Origin of the sequence: Amycolatopsis orientalis DSM 43388 (genome assembly GCF_000411975.1) — a bacterium.
Classification (GTDB): Bacteria; Actinomycetota; Actinomycetes; order Mycobacteriales; family Pseudonocardiaceae; genus Amycolatopsis; species Amycolatopsis orientalis_D.
On the sequence record NZ_ASXG01000148.1, the window covers coordinates 53,116 to 72,627 of the forward strand.

19 protein-coding genes are annotated in these 19,512 nt (G+C 70.8%); 10 read left to right on the plus strand and 9 right to left on the minus strand.

Going from position 1 to position 19,512, the window contains the following annotated elements:
* Positions 1 to 10 precede the first annotated feature (10 nt).
* Both L942_RS29590 and L942_RS29595 read left to right on the plus strand, forming a co-directional pair.
* Positions 11 to 955, plus strand: coding sequence for an AAA family ATPase (locus L942_RS29590; RefSeq protein ID WP_037366898.1), 945 nt, complete (start codon positions 11 to 13; stop codon positions 953 to 955).
* A complete protein-coding gene (locus tag L942_RS29595) occupies positions 952 to 2,631 on the plus strand; it encodes a cobaltochelatase CobT-related protein (RefSeq protein ID WP_037366901.1) in 1,680 nt (559 codons plus the stop codon). Before L942_RS29590 ends, L942_RS29595 begins: the two co-directional genes overlap by 4 nt.
* Here L942_RS29595 and L942_RS29600 read toward each other — a convergent pair.
* From L942_RS29600 to ald, 6 genes are all read right to left on the minus strand, one after another.
* Positions 2,628 to 4,067: a sodium:solute symporter family protein gene (locus L942_RS29600; protein WP_037366902.1), complete on the minus strand. Its 1,440-nt coding sequence runs from the start codon at positions 4,065 to 4,067 to the stop codon at positions 2,628 to 2,630. The genes L942_RS29595 and L942_RS29600 overlap by 4 nt on opposite strands.
* Positions 4,061 to 4,300: a DUF3311 domain-containing protein gene (locus tag L942_RS29605; RefSeq protein WP_037366905.1), complete on the minus strand. Its 240-nt coding sequence runs from the start codon at positions 4,298 to 4,300 to the stop codon at positions 4,061 to 4,063. The genes L942_RS29600 and L942_RS29605 overlap by 7 nt, the downstream gene beginning before the upstream one ends.
* A complete protein-coding gene (locus L942_RS29610) occupies positions 4,297 to 5,961 on the minus strand; it encodes an amidohydrolase (protein ID WP_051166337.1) in 1,665 nt (554 codons plus the stop codon). The genes L942_RS29605 and L942_RS29610 overlap by 4 nt, the downstream gene beginning before the upstream one ends.
* 109 nt (positions 5,962 to 6,070) lie before the next feature.
* Positions 6,071 to 6,970, minus strand: a complete 900-nt coding sequence (locus tag L942_RS29615) for an SDR family NAD(P)-dependent oxidoreductase (protein WP_037366908.1) — start codon at positions 6,968 to 6,970, stop codon at positions 6,071 to 6,073.
* 130 nt (positions 6,971 to 7,100) lie between these two features.
* The gene (pdxR, locus tag L942_RS29620; RefSeq protein WP_037366910.1) at positions 7,101 to 8,564 is read right to left on the minus strand and encodes a MocR-like pyridoxine biosynthesis transcription factor PdxR; all 1,464 of its coding nucleotides are present in this window, start codon (positions 8,562 to 8,564) and stop codon (positions 7,101 to 7,103) included.
* Positions 8,565 to 8,658: 94 nt separating this feature from the next.
* Positions 8,659 to 9,774: an alanine dehydrogenase gene (gene ald / locus L942_RS29625; RefSeq protein ID WP_037366912.1), complete on the minus strand. Its 1,116-nt coding sequence runs from the start codon at positions 9,772 to 9,774 to the stop codon at positions 8,659 to 8,661.
* A gap of 204 nt (positions 9,775 to 9,978) precedes the next feature.
* On the opposite strand from ald, the gene L942_RS29630 reads away from it, so the two are divergent.
* Both L942_RS29630 and L942_RS29635 read left to right on the plus strand, forming a co-directional pair.
* Entirely contained in the window at positions 9,979 to 10,968 is a 990-nt protein-coding gene (locus L942_RS29630; protein ID WP_037366914.1) for a phosphotransacetylase, read from the plus strand.
* Positions 10,965 to 11,642, plus strand: coding sequence for a phosphonatase-like hydrolase (locus L942_RS29635; RefSeq protein WP_037366916.1), 678 nt, complete (start codon positions 10,965 to 10,967; stop codon positions 11,640 to 11,642). The genes L942_RS29630 and L942_RS29635 overlap by 4 nt, the downstream gene beginning before the upstream one ends.
* On the opposite strand, the gene L942_RS29640 is transcribed toward L942_RS29635, so the two are convergent.
* Positions 11,639 to 12,208: a TetR/AcrR family transcriptional regulator gene (locus L942_RS29640; RefSeq protein ID WP_037366918.1), complete on the minus strand. Its 570-nt coding sequence runs from the start codon at positions 12,206 to 12,208 to the stop codon at positions 11,639 to 11,641. The two genes, L942_RS29635 and L942_RS29640, sit on opposite strands and share 4 nt — an antisense overlap.
* A 73-nt stretch (positions 12,209 to 12,281) precedes the next feature.
* Here L942_RS29640 and L942_RS29645 point away from each other — a divergent pair, with 73 nt between their 5' ends.
* Entirely contained in the window at positions 12,282 to 13,439 is a 1,158-nt protein-coding gene (locus tag L942_RS29645; RefSeq protein ID WP_037366920.1) for an FAD-dependent monooxygenase, read from the plus strand.
* Positions 13,440 to 13,487: 48 nt separating this feature from the next.
* Here the strand turns inward: L942_RS29645 and L942_RS29650 are convergent, their stop codons facing one another.
* Together L942_RS29650 and L942_RS29655 are read right to left on the minus strand one after the other, a co-directional pair.
* On the minus strand, positions 13,488 to 14,132 hold the full coding sequence (locus tag L942_RS29650; protein ID WP_037366923.1) for a cysteine hydrolase family protein: 645 nt from the start codon (positions 14,130 to 14,132) through the stop codon (positions 13,488 to 13,490).
* Between the two features lie 74 nt (positions 14,133 to 14,206).
* Positions 14,207 to 15,133, minus strand: coding sequence for a LysR substrate-binding domain-containing protein (locus L942_RS29655; protein ID WP_037366926.1), 927 nt, complete (start codon positions 15,131 to 15,133; stop codon positions 14,207 to 14,209).
* Positions 15,134 to 15,384: 251 nt separating this feature from the next.
* Between L942_RS29655 and L942_RS29660 the strand changes: the two genes are divergently transcribed.
* The 5 genes from L942_RS29660 to L942_RS29680 are packed head-to-tail and all read left to right on the plus strand — an operon-like array spanning position 15,385 to position 19,511.
* Positions 15,385 to 16,842 carry a 2-hydroxymuconic semialdehyde dehydrogenase gene (locus tag L942_RS29660; RefSeq protein WP_037367073.1) on the plus strand — a complete coding sequence of 486 codons (1,458 nt, stop codon included), beginning with the start codon at positions 15,385 to 15,387 and terminating at the stop codon, positions 16,840 to 16,842.
* Positions 16,839 to 17,573 (plus strand): 2-keto-4-pentenoate hydratase, encoded by a 735-nt coding sequence (locus L942_RS29665; protein WP_051166339.1) that lies wholly within the window; start codon positions 16,839 to 16,841, stop codon positions 17,571 to 17,573. Before L942_RS29660 ends, L942_RS29665 begins: the two co-directional genes overlap by 4 nt.
* 2 nt (positions 17,574 to 17,575) lie before the next feature.
* The gene (locus L942_RS29670; RefSeq protein WP_235079480.1) at positions 17,576 to 18,001 is read left to right on the plus strand and encodes a RidA family protein; all 426 of its coding nucleotides are present in this window, start codon (positions 17,576 to 17,578) and stop codon (positions 17,999 to 18,001) included.
* On the plus strand, positions 17,998 to 18,522 hold the full coding sequence (locus L942_RS29675; RefSeq protein WP_037366930.1) for a 3-hydroxyanthranilate 3,4-dioxygenase: 525 nt from the start codon (positions 17,998 to 18,000) through the stop codon (positions 18,520 to 18,522). The genes L942_RS29670 and L942_RS29675 overlap by 4 nt, the downstream gene beginning before the upstream one ends.
* 2 nt (positions 18,523 to 18,524) lie before the next feature.
* Complete coding sequence (locus tag L942_RS29680) at positions 18,525 to 19,511, plus strand: amidohydrolase family protein (RefSeq protein ID WP_037366932.1); 987 nt, start codon at positions 18,525 to 18,527, stop codon at positions 19,509 to 19,511.
* Position 19,512 lies beyond the last annotated feature (1 nt).

A 19,512-nucleotide genomic window follows, 5' to 3' on the forward strand; every position in this document is an offset into this window, starting at 1 on the left:
AGGTCTTCCGATGAACCCGTTGTGCCCCGACGGCCCCGACGCCCGGATCGCCGTGCGCGACGCGTTCGGCCTCGACTCCGACCTGGTCGTCCCGGCCTTCTCCGAGCCGGACGAGCACGTGCCCGAGATCGATCCCGCCTACCGGTTCAACCCGGACGTGACGCTCGCCCTGCTGGCCGGCTTCGCGCACAACCGGCGCGTGCTCGTGCAGGGCCTGCACGGCACCGGCAAGTCCACGCACGTCGAACAGGTCGCCGCGCGGCTGAACTGGCCGTGCCTGCGGGTGAATCTCGACGGGCACCTCAGCCGGCTCGACCTCGTCGGCAAGGACGCGGTGGTGCTGCGCGACGGCAAGCAGGTCACCGAATTCCGCGAGGGCATCCTGCCGTGGTCGCTGCGGCGGCCGACCGCGCTGATCCTCGACGAGTACGACGCGGGACGGCCGGACGTCATGTTCGTCATCCAGCGGCTGCTCGAACGGGACGGCAAATTCACGCTCATCGACAGCAACACCGTGCTGCGCCCGCACCCGGGCTTCCGGCTGTTCGCCACCGCCAACACCGTCGGGCTGGGCAATCTCAACGGCCTTTACCACGGCGTCCAGCGGCTCAACCACGCGCAGATCGACCGGTGGAACATCGTCGCCGCGCTCGATTACCTGGCCCCGGAAGAGGAAGCCGCGATCGTGCGGGCGCGCGTGCCCCGGCTGTCCGGGCAGTTCGTCGAGGCGATGGTGGCGGTGGCCGGGCTGACCCGCGAGGGGTTCCGGGCCGGGGACCTGTCCGCGCTGATGTCGCCGCGCACGGTCATCACGTGGGCGGAGAACTGCGAGATCTTCGGCGATCCGGCGCTCGCGTTCCGGTTGACCTTCCTCAACAAATGCGACGAGGCCGAACGGCCGGTCGTCGCCGAGTACTTCCAGCGCTGCTTCGACCTGGAGCTGGCCGCGGCGTGAGCGCGCCCGAGACCCGGCGCCGCCAGCAGGTGGAGGAGCTGTCCGCGGCGGCCATCCGGGCGGTCGCCGGGACGCCTGACGCGCATTTCCGGGGCGGGCGCCTGCATCGCGGCACGCGCCCGGTGCCGATGCCCGCGCCGCATTTGCGGGCCGAGGACGAGGATGTGCCGTCCTTCCGCGGCGCGGCGGACGGCATGGCGCTGCACTTGAGCCGGTCCGATCGGGAACTGCACAAGCGGTTGCGGCCGGACGGCGGGGTCGAGCGGCTGCTGTTCGAGCTGCTGGAGCAGTTCCGGGTGGAGTCGTTGGTCCCGGCCGGTTTTCCTGGCGTGACAGCGAATTTGCGGCGGCGGCACGAACGCTGGTCGCTGTCGGCGCACCGCAATGGACTGACCGAGACCGCGCGCGGCGTGCTGATCTACACCGTCGCGCAGGTCGCCCGGGCGCGGATCACCGGCGAGCCGGTCGTGGAAGAGACCGAGGATCTGATCGAGGCGACCCGGGCGGCGCTCGCGCCGAGGCTCGGCGCGCACTTGGCCGGGCTGCGGCGGAATCGGGCTGATCAGGCCGCGTTCGCCGAGCATGCGCGGGCGCTGGCCGAGGCGGTCGCCGAACTGCTCGAGCCGGACAAGCCGGAAGACGCGGAGGACGAAGAAAACCCTGCGGAATACGCGCTGCTGCTGGATTTCGATGACGAAACCGGCAGCGAGGAAGGCGGCACCGCGGGCCTCGGCGACCATCACGGACCGGTCGCGGCCGGGTCGTATCGGGTTTTCACCACCGCCTACGACCGCGAGGACCGGGCGGGACCGTTGGTGCGGCCGGAATTGCTGCGGGAGTTGCGCGAGCAGCTGGACGCGCGGGTGGCGAAGCAGGGCGTCAACGTCGCTCGGCTCGCGCGGGAACTCACCGCGGTGCTCGCCGAGCCGGAACGGTCCGGCTGGGACGGTGCGCAGGAGGAAGGCCGGATCGACGGCCGGGCCCTCGCGCGGCTGATCGCGACGCCCGCGGACCACCGGGTGTTCCGGGTCGAGCGGACCGAACCGGTCGCCGACGTCCTCGTCACCTTCCTGATCGACTGTTCGGGTTCGATGAAGGCGCATCGGGAAACCGTTGCGGTGCTGGTCGATCTGTTCGCTCGCGCGCTTGATCTCGCCGGTGCGCGGTGCGAGATCCTCGGCTTCACCACGGGTGCCTGGCACGGCGGCCGGGCGCGGCGGGATTGGCTGCGCGCCGGGCGGCCGACACAGCCAGGGCGGCTCAACGAGCGCCGGCATCTGGTGTTCAAGGACGCGGCGACGCCCTGGCGGCGCGCTCGGCGGGAGGTCGCCGCGTTGCTGAAGGCCGACTTGTTCCGCGAAGGCATCGACGGCGAGGCGTTGGCGTGGGCGGCGGAGCGGGCGCGGGCGTGCGATGTCCGGCGGCGGTTGGTTTTCGTGTTGTCGGACGGGAGTCCGATGGACGGGGCGACCGCGTTGGCCAATGAGGAGCGTTATCTCGACCGTCATCTGGTGCAGGTGGCGGATGGGTTGGAGCGGAGCGATACGGAGGTGTACGGCATCGGGGTCGGCCTCGATCTCAGTGCGTATTACCGCCGGAGCCTGGCCCTGGACGCCGCGGAAGGCACGGGATTCCGTGCCTTCCGCGAGATCCTCGACCTGATCGCCCGCCGCTAGCCGGTCGGCTGCGCGATCGGCGCGGCCGCGGCTGGTCCGGTGCGTTCCCGGGCGATCGGGGAACGCCGCTCGCCGGGAGAGAGCAGGCTCCAGCCGAACACGATGACCAGGTTGACTCCCATCGACACCAGACCGGTGTTGAGGCCGCCGAGCGTCACGCCGGTGACGTACAGGACGACCGCGGTCACCACGCCGACCACCATGCCGGTCGCGATCGCGGCCGTGCGGACCCGCCGGGCGAACAGGATCGCCAGCCAGCCCGGCACGACCTGGGCCAGCAGGTTGTAGGTCAGGTTCAGCACGGTGAGCATCAGCGTCGAGGCGGTCAGCGTGAGCACGGCGGCGAGCACCAGGAACACCGCGACCGCCACGACCGTCCAGCGGCGCTGTGCCGCGGGCCGGACGTTCGGGGCCAGGTTCCGGCTGACCATGCCGCCGATCGCCAGCGCCGTGGCGGACAGCACCAGGACGCCGGACAGCGCGGCGCCGGCGGCCACGAGGCCCAGAACCGGTTCCGGGAGAAGGCCTTTCGCGGTCACCATGAAGACCGTGTTCGGGTTCTTCAGGCCGGGGTGCTGCTTGAGCCCGTAGTACGCGGCGAAGACGAGGAACGGGTAGATCAGCATGTACAGCGGCATCCACACCGTCGAACTCTTCACCGCCCGCTCCGAACGCGCCGGGAACACGTACGCGCCGCCGAAGCCGAGGTAGAAAACCACGCTCTGGAACAGGATCGTGGTCATCGCGAACCACAGTTCCTGCCCGCCCATCGTGGTTTGCGCCCGCGCCAGCGCCTCCGGCCCGGTCACCCCGGACGTCCCGCCGGCGACCAGCACCGCGGCGAGGCCGACGAGCACCACGCCGAGCAGCATGAACACGTCCTTGAGGATCGACACGAACGCGGGGGAGCGGATGCCGGACACGGCGATGTAGGCGAACGCGATGATCCCGGCCAGCAGCACGCACTGCACCGGCGTCAGTTTCAGGCCGAGGTTGCTCAGCACCACCTGCAGGCCGATGAACTGGTACTGGCCCCACGGCACGAGCGCGATCAGCATGGTCACGCACGTGATCAGTTCCAGCGTCCGGCTGCCGTAGTGGCGGCCGAAGACGTCCGGGACGGTCATCGCGTCGTGTTTGCGCGCCGCGCGCCAGACCAGCGGAGCGAGGAAATAGCCCAGTGCGTAGGCGAGCAGGATGTAGCCGAGGAACCAGATCCCGTAGCTCGCGCCGTGCGCGTAGATCCCGCTCGGGAAACCGATCATCGTGCCGATGCTGTACACCTCGCCGACCGCCAGGAAGTACAGCAGCCACGGCGGGAACGAGCGGCCGCCGACCAGGAACTCGGAGATCCCGCCGCCGCGCGACGAGCGGCCGGCCCAGAGCGCCAGCAGGATCGACAGTCCCATCACGACCGCGACGATGAGAATCAGCATTCCCGGTCCTCCTTCGCCGCGGGGGTGTCGGCCGGGTAGTGCCGGCGGTCGAAGAACCGCCAGCTGATCCACAGGCACAGGGTGGTCAGCGGGAAGCAGAGGAACATCCAGAAGAACACCAGCGGGAACCCGGCGACAGTCGCGGGCGAACCCGCCACCAGCGGGATTCCGCCGAGGATGGCGACGGCGGGGATGCCCAGCCCGATGCACAGGCTCGGCCAGCTGCGGATCATCGGATGCCTCCCGCCGTGGCCGGATCGCGTTGCCAGACCAGCTGTCCGCCGATCACCGTGGCGTCGACGGTCAGGTCCCGGATCCGGCTCGGGTCCACAGTGGTCGGATCCTCGGACAGCACGATCAGGTCCGCGAGCTTGCCGACCTCGAGGCTGCCCTTGCTCGCTTCCTCGCCGGCCAGATATGCCGCGTCGATCGTGTATCCGCGCAGGGCGGCTTCGACGTCGATCGCCTGCTCCGGGCCGAGGAGCCGGCCGCTGCTGGTTTGCCGGGCGACCGCGCACCAGATGCCCTCCAGCGGCGGCACCGGCGTGACCGGGGTGTCGGAATGCAGTCCGAAGTGGATGCCGCGGGAGCGGGCCGACGCGAGCGGGCTGATCCGGCGGGCCCGTTCCGGGCCGAGGAAAACGTCCCGGTGCCGGTCGCCCCAGTAGTAGACGTGCTTGATGAAGAACGACGCGGCGATGCCGTTTTCGGCCATCCGGTCGAGCTGGTCCTCGCGGGCGGTCTGGCAGTGTTCGATGCGGTGCCGCCGGCCGGTGCCCTCGGGCGCGCCGAGCCGGGCGTAGCCGTCGATGATCGCGTCGATCGCGGCGTCGCCGTTGCCGTGCACCGCGACCTGCCAGCCGGCGGCGTCGAGCGCGGCGATGCGGCGGGACAGGTCGTCCGGTTCGAGCAGCATCATGCCGTGTTCGCCCGGATCGCAGGTGTAGCCCTCGGCCAGGCAGCCGGTGCGGCCCTGGATCGAGCCGTCCGCGACGATCTTGACGCCGTTCATGGTGAAGCCGTCCGGATCCGACGGATCTGGCGGTTCCGGCGTGCCCTCCGCGAGCCCGGGCACGAGGGTGTGGAAGAGATAGCCGTGGACGCGGGTGCGCAGCTTTCCGGCGCGGGTCAGCATCCGGTACGCGGCGAGTTCCTGTTCGCCGCCGATCAGGCCGATTCCGGTGTCGTGCACCGAAGTGACGCCGTTGCGCAGGTACTCGGCGTCGGCCAGCTGGAGGGCGTGGGCCAGTTCGTCCGGGCCTTGCGCGGGCATCGCGGAGTTGACCAGGAACGCCGCCGTCTCGATGAGCAGGCCGGTCGGTTCGCCGCGTTCGTCGCGGGCGATGACGCCGCCGGGGGGATCGGGCGTGGCCGCGGTGATGCCGACGGCTCGCAACGCGGCGGAGTTCGCCACGGAGAAGTGGCCGGTCACGTGCGTGAGCAGGACCGGGTTGCCCGGGGAGGCCGGATCGAGGTCGTGCCGGGTCGGGTGCCGGTTGTCGGCGAGGAGCGTGTCGTCGTAGCGGAAACCCTTGATCCATTCGCCGGGCCCGAAATCGCGCGCCGCCTGCCGGACCCGGTCGGCGATGTCGCTGATCCGGTCGTTGGGCGGGCTGCCGGCGTCGACCGGGGCGGCCAGCGCCATGCCGAAGAACGACGGATGGTTGTGCGATTCCACGAATCCCGGGACGACGGCGCGCCCGGCCAGATCGAGCACCGTCGTGTCCGGACCGGCGAGGGCGGCGATCGCGCGGTCGTCGCCGACCTCGGCGATCCGTCCGTCGCGGGCGGCGAGCGCGGACGCCCGGGTCCCGCCTCGGTCCAGGGTCAGCACCGTGCCCCCGAGCACCACCAGGTCGGGAGCCGGGCGAGCGGATGCGACGGGTTCGCCCACGATGGGACCTCCTTGTCCACGTGTCCTGCCCCCACGACAGTGCCGGGGGAGCTGGCCCGCGAACAGGTCCAGAAAGCGACGCGCGCGTGGCGCCAGAAGCGGCCGCCCGCTAGACGATGTCGAGCAGCGATACCTCGCCTTCGCTGCCCACGATGCCGAGCGGTTTGCTGGTCGCGTCGTCGACGATCTGCGCCAGGTGCTCGGCGATGTCCTCCGGGGTGGTGTCCGGGTTGGCGTAGCCCTCGTTCATGGTGAGCGCGATGCGCTGCATGAGCCCGCCTTGGGTCAGGAAGGTTTCGCCGGTCACCGCGCAGGCTTCGTGGGCGAAATAGGCGACCAGCTGCGACGCCATCGACGGCGTCATCTTCTCCTTGAGCGTTTCCTTGAGCGAGTCCGGGATGTCGGCTTCCTCGGCCAAGCGGGTGTAGGCCGTCGGCGCGATCGCGTTCACGCGGATGCCCGCCGCCTTGCCTTCCAGGGCGAGGCACCGGGTGAACCCGAAGACCGCGGCCTTGGAGGTGACGTAGGGAGTCTGGCCCTCCCAGCCGACGATGGTCGGCGACGAGGTGTTGACGATGCGGCCGGCCCCGCTGGCGGCCAGGTGCGGCCACGCGGCGGCGGCGATCGCGGCGGTGCCGAAGAAGTTGACCTCCATCTGGCGCCGGATCTGGTCGACGGCGCCGGGCGAGCCGATCGGGGCGGGCACGTTGATGCCGGCGTTGTTCACGACGATGTCGAGCTTCCCGAACGCGTCGATCGCAGCCTGCACGACGGCTTCGGCGTCGGCGGCGACGTCGTCGTGGTTCGCCGCGGCGGTTCCGCCCGCTGCCTTGATCTCGGCGACCACTTCGTCGGCCGGGCGCGGGCTGGCGCCGGAGCCGGTCGGGTCGCCGCCGAGGTCGTTGACGAGCACCGAAGCGCCGCGCGCGGCCAGCAGCAGGGCGTGCGAACGGCCCAGGCCGCGTCCGCCGCCGGTCACCAGGGCCACTTTGCCGTCGAAACGCAGCATCTCGGGTCGCTCCTCGTCGTGGTCGGGGCCTGGCTGCCGACGGCCTCCAGTGCGTCGCACAATATGTTATATATTTTGGGTGGTTGTCAAGGCCCGAGGCGCGGCGGGCGTTCCCGTCCGCCGGGCGGGTTCAGGCGTCCAGCAGCTCCCGGCAGAGGTCGCCGAGCAGCCGGATCCCCGGGTCGATCGCGGACTGCGGGGTGGCGGAGAAGCCGATGCGGAAGTGGTTGCGCGGCGGGTCGTCGCCGAGGAAGAAGATGTCGCCGGGTTCGACGAGGATGCCCAGTTCCTCCGCGCGCCGCACGAGGACCCGGCAGTCCAGTTCGGACGGCCCGGTCATCCACAGGCTGACGCCGCCGGGCGGATACGGGCCCTGCGGCCACGGCAGGTATTCGGCGACCGCGGCGGTGGTGGCGGTCCACTTGCGCATCAGTTTCGTGCGGTAGCGGCGCAGCGACCGGTGGTACTCGCCGCTTTCGATGAGCAGCGCCAGTGCCCGCTGCAGCTGGCCGGGCGGGTGGCGCAGGACGTAGCGGCGCGCCTCGCGCAGCGCGCGCACCAGTTCGCGCGGCCCGACCAGGTAGCCGAGGCGCAGGCCGGGCGAGAGGAATTTGGAGAAGGTGCCGAGGTAGACCGCGTCGCCGGTGTTGTCGAGCGCCTTCAACGCCGGGGTCGGGCTGCCCTGGTAGCGGAATTCGCTGTCGTAGTCGTCTTCGACCAGCACGGTGCCGGACGCCGCGGCCTGCGAGAGAAGCTGGCGGCGCCGGCCGATGCCGAGGGTCGCGTTGGTCGGGTGCTGGTGGCTCGGGGTGAGGTACAGGAGATCGATCCCGTCGAGCGATTCGGGCGGCTGCAGGCCGCGGGAGTCGACGTCGAGGCCGGTCACGCGGGCGCCGGTGCGGAGGAAGATGTGCCGCGCGTCGAGGTAGCCGGGGTTTTCGATGGCCACGACCTGGTCCGGGCCGAGCAGCACGCGGCCGAGCAGGTCGAGGCCCTGCTGCGAGCCGACGGTGATCAGCACTTCTTCCGGGTCCGCCTCGATGCCGCGGGTGGTCAGCAGCTGCCGGCAGACCATCTCGACCAGCATCGGATCGTCGGAACCGACGCTGTCCTGCAGGCTGTGGAAGACGTGCGGGCGGTAGAGCGCGTCGCGCAGGCAGCGGGTCCAGGACCGGGCCGGGAACGCGGTGATGTCGACCTGCCCGGCCAGGAACGGATACGGGTAGCTCGCCCAGTCGGTGCGTTTTTCGATGTGGGCGACGCCGGCGTCCGGGAACCGGCGCACCCGGCTCGCCCAGTCGATCCGCGATTCGGTGTCCCGGGCCTCCACCGCGCAGTGCGGGCGCATCTCGGCGTTGACGAACAATCCGCTGCGCTCGCGGCTTTCCACGTAGCCCTCGGCGACCAGCTCCTGGTAGGCGAGGTTGATCGTGTTCCGGGAAACGCCCAGTTCGACGGCCAGTTCCCGCGAGCTGGGCAGCCGGCGGGCCGGGTCGAACGTGCCGATGGCGATCCCGTGCTCGATCGCCCGCCGGACCTGGCGGTACAGCGGTTCGTCCGACGAGCGGTCGATCTCGATCAACGTGCGGGGCAAGTGCGCTCTCCCAAGTCGGCCGACGTGCAGCGGGGTGGGCTGAAACGTAACTCGCGGCGTCCGGTTTTCCCACCCCGCGCCACGCCGACGAGGCTCAGGCCAGCGCGTCGGCGACGTCGGTGAAGGCCAGGCCGTGCGCCCGGGCGACCGGCTCGTAGGTCAGCGCCCCGGCCACCGTGTTCACGCCGCCGCGAAGCTCGGGCGTGTCCTGCACCGCGGTGCGGAGGCCCTTGTTCGCGATCTCCAGCGCGTAGGGAAGCGTTACGTTGGTGAGCGCGTGCGTGGAGGTGTGCGGGACCGCGCCCGGCATGTTGGCCACGCAGTAGAACACCGACTCGTGCACGCGGAAGGTCGGCTCGGCGTGGGTCGTCGGCCTCGAGTCCTCGAAGCAGCCGCCCTGGTCGATCGAGATGTCCACCAGCACGCTGCCCGGCTTCATCCGCGAAACCGTCTCGTTGGAGACCAGGCTCGGGGCCTTCGCGCCCGGGACGAGCACCGCGCCGATCACCAGATCGGCCTCCAGCACCGCCTGCTCGATCGCGTACGCGTTCGCCGCGGCGGTGCGGATCCGGCCCTGGTACATCCGGTCGGCGGCGCGCAGCTTGTCCACGTTCTTGTCGAACAGCACGACGTCGCCCCAGGTCCCGGCCGCGACGGCGACCGCGTTCATCCCGGCGACGCCCGCGCCCAGCACGACCACGCGGGCCGGCGGCACCCCGGAGACGCCGCCGATCAGCACCCCGCGCCCGCCGTTGACGCGCATCAGCGTCTGCGCGCCGACCTGCGGGGCCAGCCGTCCGGCCACCTCGCTCATCGGGAACAGCAGCGGAAGGGAGCCGTTCGGCAGCTGGACCGTTTCGTAGGCCACCGACGTGGTGCCCGCGTCGAGCAGGGCCTTCGTGCAGGGCTCGCTCGCGGCGAGGTGCAGGTAGGTGAACAGCAGCTGGTCCGAACGCAGCCGGTGGTACTCCTCGGCGATCGGCTCCTTGACCTTCAGCACCATTTCCGCGGTGCCCCACACGTCGTCCGCGTGGTCGAGCAGCTTCGCGCCGGCGGCCGCGTAGTCCTCGTCGCGGATGGACGAGCCCTCGCCCGCGCCGCGTTCCACGAAGACCTCGTGGCCGGCCGAGGTGAACTCGTGCACTCCGGCCGGCGTCGCCGCCACCCGGTATTCGTGGTTCTTGACCTCGCGTGGCACGCCGATCTTCATCGCCTGCTCCCATCTGCCGTGTGTGGTGCGACCGAGAGTGCGCGAGGACTGGCCACCGCGAAAGTGCCAGAAACCGCTCGGTCGACGGGTCCAGGCGCGGGCGCTTCTGGACCCGTCAACGGGCACTGTTCTGGCTCTGTCCCTTGGGGCCAGGGGTCGGGATCCTGCTCGGGGAGCACTGCCGTCCGCGAGGGAGTTTGCGAGATGACCATGGCCCCTCTGGCCGAGACCTGGCGGGACCGCGTCGGCGATGCCCGCCCGCGGATCGCGCTCGCCGACGGCGCCGATCCGCGCGCCGTCACCGCGGCGGCGCACCTGGTCGACCGGGGCGAGATCTCGCCGGTGCTGGTAGGTCCGGCCGCGAAGATCGCCGCTGCGGCGGCAGAGCTGGGGCTTCCGGTGCCGCCGTTGCTGGACACTTCCGCGTTGGCTGCCGACGAGGCTGTCCTCGCGCGGCTGGCGACGGCGTTCCCGGACCGGGCGGAGGCAGTCCGGGCCGACCCGGTCGCCCTCTCCGCGGCGCTTCTCGCGCTGGGCCGGGTGGATGCGTGCCTGGCGGGGGCGACGCGGCCGACGTCCGATGTGCTGCGGGCCGGCCTGCGGATCGTCGGGCTTGCTCCGGGGGTGCGGACCCTGAGCAGTTGTTTCCTGATGTTGTTGCGGGACGGCCGATCGCTCACGTTCGCCGACTGCGCGGTGGTCCCCGAGCCGGATGCGGACGCGCTGGCCGACATCGCGGTCGGTGCGGCGGCGACGCATCGCGCGCTGACCGGAACTGAGCCGGTGGTGGCGATGCTTTCCTTCAGCACGCAAGGCAGTGCCAAGCATTCCGCGGTGGACAAGGTTCGCGCGGCCACTTCGCTGGTGCGGGAACGGCTGCCGGGCGTGGCGGTGGACGGCGAACTGCAATTCGACGCCGCGGTCGTGGACGCGGTCGGGGTGGCCAAGGCGCCGCGGTCGACGGTGGCGGGGCGGGCGAATGTGCTGGTGTTCCCCAACCTGGACGCGGGGAACATCGCGTACAAGATCGCTGAACGGCTCGGCGGGGCGACCGCGCTCGGGCCGATCCTGCAGGGCGTCGCGGCGCCGCTGCACGACCTGTCGCGCGGCTGCAGCGCGGCGGACATCGAGACGATGGCCCTGATCAGCGCGGTGCACGCGGTGACCGGGCGGGAAGTGGAGCAGGTCCGATGACGCGAACGGTGGAACTGGTCGTGCTCGACATGGCGGGCACGACGGTCCGGGACGACGGCGCGGTCGAGGCGGCTTTCTCGGCGGCACTGGAGGCGGTGGGGGTGCCCGCGGACTCGCCGGAGCGGGAGGACGTGGACGCCTACGTCCGCGACACGATGGGGCAGTCGAAGATCGAGGTCTTCCGGGCGCTGTTTCCGGCGGACGGTGTGGCGGAGAAGGCGAATCAGGTTTTCGAGAGCGCGTTCGCTTCCCGGGCGATCGAGGTGGCCGCGCCGCTTCCCGGTGCGGAGGAAGCGATCGACAAGTTGCGCGCCCAGGGACGCCGGGTGTGCTTGAGCACGGGGTTCTCGGCTCGGACCCGGGACGCGCTGCTGCGGCGGCTGGGGTGGACGGACCTGGCAGATCTGGTGGTGTGCCCGGCGGACGCGGGCGGGCGGGGCCGGCCGTTCCCGGACATGGTGCTGACCGCGGTGCTGCGGCTGGGAATCACGGATGTGCGCGCGGTCGCGGTGGCGGGGGACACCGGGTTCGACATGCTGACCGGCCGCCGGGCAGGCGCGTCAGTGGTGGCTGGGGTCCTGACTGGGGCGCACGACGAGGCGACTTTGCGGGCGCACGGGGCGACGCATGTGCTCGGGTCGGTGGCGGAGTTGCCGGCGGTTCTGGAGCGTTAGGGCTTGGCGGGCGGTGCCACCGCAGTGGCGATCAACGCCCGTGCCGCGATCTCGATCCTCTCCTCGTCTCCGGTGACGATCCGGTCCAGGCACAACCCCCGCAGGCCGGAGATCAGCAAGCTGGCTCGGGCGGCCGCCTCGGGTTCGGCGTAGCCCAGTTTTCGGTACACCGGCACCAGTGGCTCCACCATCGCGGTGATCGCTTCCCGCGCGACGGTCAGGTAGCGCTCCGGCTGGGTCGGGGCCAGGGCCAGCACCTGGAAAAGGATGTTGATCGGCCGTTGCTGGCGGCCGCGGGTGATCGCGTGCCACAGGGCGTGCGCGGCGGCGGCGAGGGATTTCTCGTCGTGCACGGAGTGGAAGAGTTCGGTGACGTCCGGGCGGCTCGCCGCGATCGCTTCGGTGATCAGGTTTTCCCGGCTGCCGAAGTAGTACAGCAGCATCCGCTTGCTCGTCCCCAGCGCTTCGCCCATCGGGGCGAGCGACAGGTCCGCGATGCCGTGCGTCGCCAGGTAGTCCACGGCTTGCTGCATCAGTTCGGCACGGCGGCCGGTCCCGGAGTCCACCCCTTGACTGTACCGATCGGTACGCCGTACCGTCCAACCATGTACCGATCGGTACACGAGGCGAGGAGGGCTCATGGCGGTGGCGATCGTCGGCGGCGGGATCGGCGGGCTGACGCTCGCGCTCGCGTTGCGGGAGCGCGGGATCCGGGCGGAGGTGTACGAGCGGTCCGCGGAGCTGCGGGAGATCGGGGCGGCGGTGGCGTTGTCCGCCAACGGTTCCCGCGTGCTCGCGGGGCTCGGGTTGCGCGACGAGCTGGACGCGTGCTCGGCGGTTCCGACGGAGCTGGTCTACCGGCATTGGCGGGGCGGCCATCGCGTGGCGGCGTATCCGGTGGGGGAGGCGTACGAAAAGCGGTTCGCCGGGCCGTATTTCGGTGTGCATCGGGCGGATTTGCAGCGGATTCTCGCCGGCGCGTGCGGGAACGTCCATCTTGGCCGGCGGGTGACCGGGGTGGTCGAGGACGGGGCGGGATATCGGCTCGAGTTCGCCGACGGCGGCAGCGAAACCGCGGACGTCGTGGTGGGGGCGGACGGGGTGCACTCGACCGTCCGGGCGTGGGTCGACGACATGCCGCTGGCCCGGTATTCGGGTTCGAGCGGGTTTCGCGGGCTGGTGCCGGTGGCGCACCTGCCGTCGCTGCCGGACGCGGGCGCGATCCAGTTCTGGATGGGGCCGGGCGGGCATCTCCTGCATTACCCGATCGGCGACGGGTCGGTGGTGAATTTCCTTGCGGTGCTGGACGAACCGGCGAATTGGCCGGGGGAGTCGTGGACCGAGGACATTCCCCGGGAGCGCATCGACGCCGCCTTCGAGGGCTGGCATCCGGCGGTGCGCGAGATGGTCGGCGCGACGACGTTGCTTCAGCGGTGGGGACTGTTCGGCCAGCACCCGCTCAACCGCTGGCATCGCGGCGGGGTGGTGCTGCTCGGCGACGCCGCGCACGCGATGCTGCCGCACCACGGGCAGGGTGCGAACCAGACGATCGAGGACGCGGTGACGCTCGCCGAGTGCCTGGCGGCGGATTCCCGCGACGCGGCGCTTGCCCGGTACGAGAAGCTCCGGCGGCCGCGGACCCGGGCGATTCAGCGGAGTTCGTGGGTGGCCAATGCGTTGCTGCACGTGCCGGACGGCCCGGCAGCGGACGCGCGGGATGTCGCGTTGGGGCGGATCGAGGAAACGCTGGAGTGGATCCACGGACACGACGCGGTGGCGACTGCTGAGCGCGGCTGAGGGAGTTGCTTGCCCGACAGCAGTCGCCCGGATCCCCGCGAGGTCTGGCTAAGCCGCCCCTTTTTCCGCCAACGCCTTGAACTCGGCGCTCGTGAGCACGTCCGCAGTGGACTGAGCGAGCACGACCAGGGTCGCGGCGTGCACTTCGGCGGCGGACATCGCGCCGTGGCCAAGGTCGGGGTGGTCGTAGGTGGCGCACGCGTCGGACAGCACTCCGGTGCGGAAGTCGCGGAACATCGCGTCGCGGATGGTGGCGTGGACGCAGTCCTCGGTGGTCACTCCGGTGGCGATCAGCGTGTCCACGCCGCGTCCGCGGAGCTGTATTTCGAAATCGGTGCCGTAGAAGGCGCTGTACCGGTGCTTGGGGATCAGCGGCTCGTCCGGGCGGCGGTCCACTTCGGAGTAGAGCGCAGCGCCGGGCGTGCCGTCGATGAGCGCCCGGCCCTCCGCGATCGGCGGGTACAGGTCGGCGAACCGGCCCATGTCGGTGCCGTCGGGGCGATGGACGTGGGCGGTGAAAAAGACCGGGATGCCCGCGTCGCGGCAGAACCGGATCGTGTCGTTCAGGACGGGGATCATCGCGCGTCCGGCCGGGGATTCCAGCGGGGCACCGGGCGCCAGGAAGTCGTGCTGCATGTCGATGACGGCCAGCGCGGTGCGGGCCGGGTCGACGGTGGACAAGCGGTAACCCATGGAACGCTCCCTCCGCAGAGGTTCCATGAGGTATCACGGCTTCACGTCGGTCGTCAAGAATGCGACAGAAAGCGTCAGGCGTCTTCGATCTGGGCGGCGGCGGTGTGCAGGGACTCGATGAGTGCTTGGGTGGCTGGGTTGAGCCGGCGTCCGGCGGCGAGGGTGAGGCCGACACTGTGTCCGATGTTCTCGAGCGGGGTCGGCAGGGTGGCCAGTCGGGGGTCGTCCATTCCGAGCAGGCCGGGGAGTGCGGCGACCATGGCGGTTTCGGTGAGCAGTTGCCGGACGGTGAGGAAGGAGGTCGCTTCGACGCGGTTGGCGGGCAGGTCGAGGCCGTGTTGGGCGAAGAGGCTTTCGAGTTCGTGGCGGAGCATGGTTTCGGTGCCGGGCACGATCCAGGGGAATTCGGCGAGGTCTTCGAGGGAGACGCTCTCGTGGTCGGCGAGGGGGTGGTGTGCGCCGGCGACGACGCGGATTGATTCCTGGTAGAGGGCGTGTCGTCGGGTGTTTTCGGTGCCGGGGCCGCTGAGTCGGCCGACGATGACGTCGACGCGGCCTGCGGTGAGTTCGACGAGCAGCGTTTCGGGGGTGCCTTCGCGGACGACGACGGTGACGAGGGGGTGGTCTTGTTTGAGGTGTGCGATGGCGCGGGGGAGGAGCAGGTTGGAGCCGGCGAGGTGGATGCCGGCGACGACGCGGCCGCGGGTGGCGTCGGCGATTTCGACGACGTGGCGGGCGGCGTGGGTGAGTTGGGCGAGTACGGCGCGGGCGTGTTCGGTGAAGGCGGTGCCGAATTCGGTGGGGGTGATGCCGCGGGGGCCGCGTTCGTAGAGGGGGACGCCGAGGATGGTTTCGAGGTCGTGCAGGCCGCGGGTGACGACTGGCTGGGTGACGTGCAGGGCGGCGGCCGCGCCGACGACGCTGCCCTGCTCGGTGAGGGTGTCCACGAGCACGAGGTGCCTGAGCTTGAGGCGGCCGTCGAGCAGGCGGGGCATCTCCATTCCGGCGACATTACTGTCCGGACCGGTTTCCGGCGTCACGAGAGGGCGAGCCGGAGCAAGGCCCGGCTGAGCCTGTGGTCCCGATCGACGTTCACGGGAGCCATCCTTCGCCGCCGCTGTCATGCCTGGCCAATGCTCATTCCGGGGAAAGTTATGCCGGAACAGGCACGCCGGAGCCATGTCCGGGCGGCTATGGGAGCGGCGGCAAAGAGCATTGGCCAGGCATGCCGGACGTCCCTACGGTCAGCTTCATGGCTGCGGAACTCCACAACGTCGTCGGCGGGACCCGGGTCGCCGGGCGGCGCACCTTCGAGAAGGTCGACCCGGTCGACGGGTCGCTCGTCGCGCACGTCCACGAGGCCGGACCGGACGTGGTCGACGCGGCGGTCGCGGCCGCGCGCGCCGCGCTGGACGGGCCGTGGGGACGCGCGCCGGTGGCCGAGCGCACCGCCCTGCTGCGCCGGATCGCGGACCGGATCGAGGAGCGGTTCGAGGATTTCGTCGCCGCGGAGGTCCGCGACACCGGAAAGCCGGAGCGGCTGGCACGCGACTTGGACGTGGCGCGGGCGGCGGCGAACTTCCGCTCCTTCGCGGACACGGTCGCGGCGGCCGGTCTCGACTCCTTCCTGACGGATCTGCCCGGCGGCCGGAAAGCGCTCAACTACGCGGTGCCCAAGCCGCTGGGCGTGGTCGCGGTGATCGTGCCGTGGAACCTGCCGCTGCTGCTGTTGACCTGGAAGGTCGCGCCCGCGCTGGCCTGCGGCAACGCGGTGGTGGTCAAGCCCTCGGAGGAGACGCCCTCGACCGCGACGCTGCTGGCCGAAGTGATCGCGGAGGCGGGTGCGCCGGCCGGGGTGTATAACGTCGTGCACGGCTTCGGGCCGGACTCCGCCGGCGAGTACCTCACCACGCACCGCGGCATCGACGGCGTGACGTTCACCGGCGAATCCCGGACCGGCTCGGCGATCATGCGCGCGGTCGCTCCGTCGGTCCGGCCGGTTTCCTTTGAACTGGGCGGAAAAAACTCGGCGGTGGTGTTCGCGGACTGCGACCTCGAAAAGACACTCGACGGACTCGCCCGTTCGGTTTTCCTGAACACCGGGCAGGTGTGTCTGTGCACCGAGCGGGTTTACGTCGAGCGGTCGGTCTTCGACGCGGTGGCGGACGGGCTCGCGGAGCGGGCGAGAGCGTTGCGGCTGGGACGGCCGGACGATCCGGACACCACCACCGGGCCGTTGATCTCCCAGCAGCACCGGAAGAAAGTCCAGTCCTATCTGGACTTGGCGGTGGCGGAAGGCGCGACGGTGCTGACCGGCGGTTCGGTCCCGGACCTCGGGCCGGACCTCGCGGGCGGGTCGTGGATCGAACCGACGCTGTGGACCGGGCTGGACAACTCGGCGCGGGTCGTGCGCGAGGAGGTCTTCGGTCCGGTCGCGGCGCTGATCCCGTTCGACACCGAGGAGGAAGCCGTCCGGCTGGCGAACGACACCGAGTACGGGCTGGCCGCCGCCGTGTGGACCACCGACCTGGAGCGCGGCCACCGCGTCGCGCAGCAGATGCGGGTCGGGATGGCCTGGGTCAACACCTGGTACCTGCGCGATCTCCGGTCGCCGTTCGGGGGTGTCGGGCTGTCCGGCATCGGCCGGGAGGGCGGCCTGCACTCGATGCACTTCTACACCCAGCCGACGAATGTGTGCGTGCAGCTGTGAGCACTGTCGAGGAGCGTGCGGAACTGTTGGACCGCGCGACCGCCACCGGGCAGGCGATCCCGCAGCTCACCAGCGCCGAACCGATGACCCTGGAGACCGCCTACGCCGTGCAGCACGCCGGAATCGCGTTGCGCGAACAGCGCGGCGAGCGGCTGGCCGGGGTCAAGCTGGGTTTCACGAGCAAGGCGAAGGCCGAGCAGATGGGCGTCTCCGACGTGATCATCGGCTCGCTGACCGACCGCATGGGGATCGAGGACGGCGGGACGTTCGACGTCGGCCGCGGCGTGCATCCGCGGGTCGAACCCGAGGTCGCGTTCCGGCTCGGTCCGGACGCCGAGCCGGTCGCCGTCGCGCCCGCGCTCGAGATCATCGACAGCCGGTACCGCGACTTCCGGTTCAGCCTGGCCGACGTGGTCGCCGACAACACCTCGGCGTCCGCGTTCGTGCTCGGGCCGTGGACGCGGATCGGTCGGCTGGACGCGCTGGCCGTGGACCTGCTTTTCGACGGCGAGGTCGTCGCGACCGGCTCGACCGCGGACATCCTCGGCGACCCGCTCCGGGCGCTCCCCGCGGCGCGGCGGATGGCCGCCGAGTACGGGCACCGCCTGTTCGACGGGGCGGTGCTGCTGGCTGGCGCGGCGACCGCGGCGGTGGCGCTGAAGCCGCGCACGCATGTGGAGGCCCGGGTCGCCGGGCTGGGGTCGGTTTCCGTTCGCACCAAGGAGGGATGAGCGTGGCGCAAGCCCATGTCGTCGCCGGGAAGGCGACGCCGCGCGGGCGGTTCCCGCACGTGAAGGTCGTCGGGGACCTCGTGTTCGTCTCCGGCACCAGCAGCAGGCGCCCGGACAACACGTTCGCCGGCGCGGAGGCCGACGAGTCCGGTGTGACCACATTGGACATCCGGGCGCAGACCCGCGCGGTCATCGAGAACATCCGCGACATCCTGGCCGCGGCCGGCGCGGGGCTCGAAGACCTCGCGCAGCTGACCGTGTTCCTGGTCAACATGAACGATTTCGGCGGCTACAACGAGGTCTACGGCGAGTTCTTCGACGAGCACGGCCCGGCCCGCACGACCGTCGCGGTGCACCAGCTGCCGCATCCGCATCTGCTCATCGAGATCCAGGCGATCGCCCGGATCCCCGGCAAGGAGGAACGATGACCGCCATCCCGCCCGTGTTCGACTTCGCGAAGTGGATCAAAGACCACGAGGACGAGCTGAAGCCGCCGGTCAACAACAAGCAGATGTGGGCCCCGACGGGCGATTTCATCGTGCAGGTGGTCGGCGGGCCGAACCAGCGCACCGACTTCCACCTCGACCCGTACGAGGAATGGTTCTACCAGTACAAGGGCGACATGCACGTCAACCTGATGACCGAGGACGGCCCGCGGCGGGTCGACATCCGCGAGGGCGAGATGTGGATGCTGCCGCGGAACGTGCACCATTCGCCGCAGCGCCCGCAGGAGGGTTCGATCGGGATCGTGATCGAGCGGATCCGCGAGGAGGGCACGCTCGAGAAGTTCGTCTGGTTCTGCTTGGAGTGCGACGCGAAGGTGCACGAGGTGGAACTGCAGGTGCGGGACATCGTCGACGACCTGCCGCCGGTGTTCGAGCAGTTCTACTCGTCCGAGGAAGCCCGGACCTGCGGCAACTGCGGTGCGCTGCACCCCGGGAAGGGCTGAGCGTGCGCGCGATCGACGTCCACAGCCATTTCGTCCCGCACGGCTGGCCCGACCTCGGCGAGGGAATGCCGTGGCTGCGCGCGGAAACCGAGCGCGAGGCGATGATCATGGTCGGCTCGGAGGAGTTCCGCCGGATCCGGTCCGACTGCTGGGACGCGTCGGTCCGGCTGCGCGACATGGACGCCGACGGCATCGAGGCGCAGGCCGTCTCGCCGACGCCGGTGTTCTTCGGCTACGAAACCAGTCCGGGGCAGGGCGAGAAAATCGCCCGGGTCTTCAACGATCTCGCGCTGGAGATCTGCGCGCCCGCGCCGGACCGGCTGATCCCGTTCTGCCAGGTTCCCTTGCAGGACGCCGACGCCGCGTGCCGCGAACTGGACCGTGCGGTCGCGGCCGGGCACCGGGGCGTGGAGATCGGCAACCACGTCGGCGACCGCGACCTCGACGACGCCGGCGTGGTGACCTTCCTGCAGCACGCGGCGTCGCTCGGCGTCCCGGTGTTCGTGCACCCGTGGGACATGCCGCTCGCGCCGCGGCTGGACCGCTGGATGGCGCGGTGGCTGACCGGAATGCCCGCCGAGACGCATCTGTCGATCATCGCGATGATCCTCGGCGGGGTGTTCGACCGGGTGCCGCCGAGCTTGCGGATCTGCTTCGCGCACGGGGGCGGGTCGTTCGCGTTCTGGCTGGGGCGGCTGGAGAACGCGTGGCACCAGCGGGCGGACATCATCGCCACTTCGGAGAAGCCGCCGTCGGAGTACGTCGGGCGGTTCAGCGTCGATTCGGTCGTGTTCACCGAGCCCGCGTTGCGGAATCTGGTGGACACGCTCGGGGCGGAGCAGGTGATGGTGGGAAGCGATTATCCGTACCCGCTGGGGGAGCGCCCGGCCGGCGGCGTCGTGCGCCAGGCCGGATTCCTCGACGACGCCGAACGGGAACTGCTGCTGCGGGGCAACGCACAGCGGTTCCTGGGGATCGCCGACAACTGAG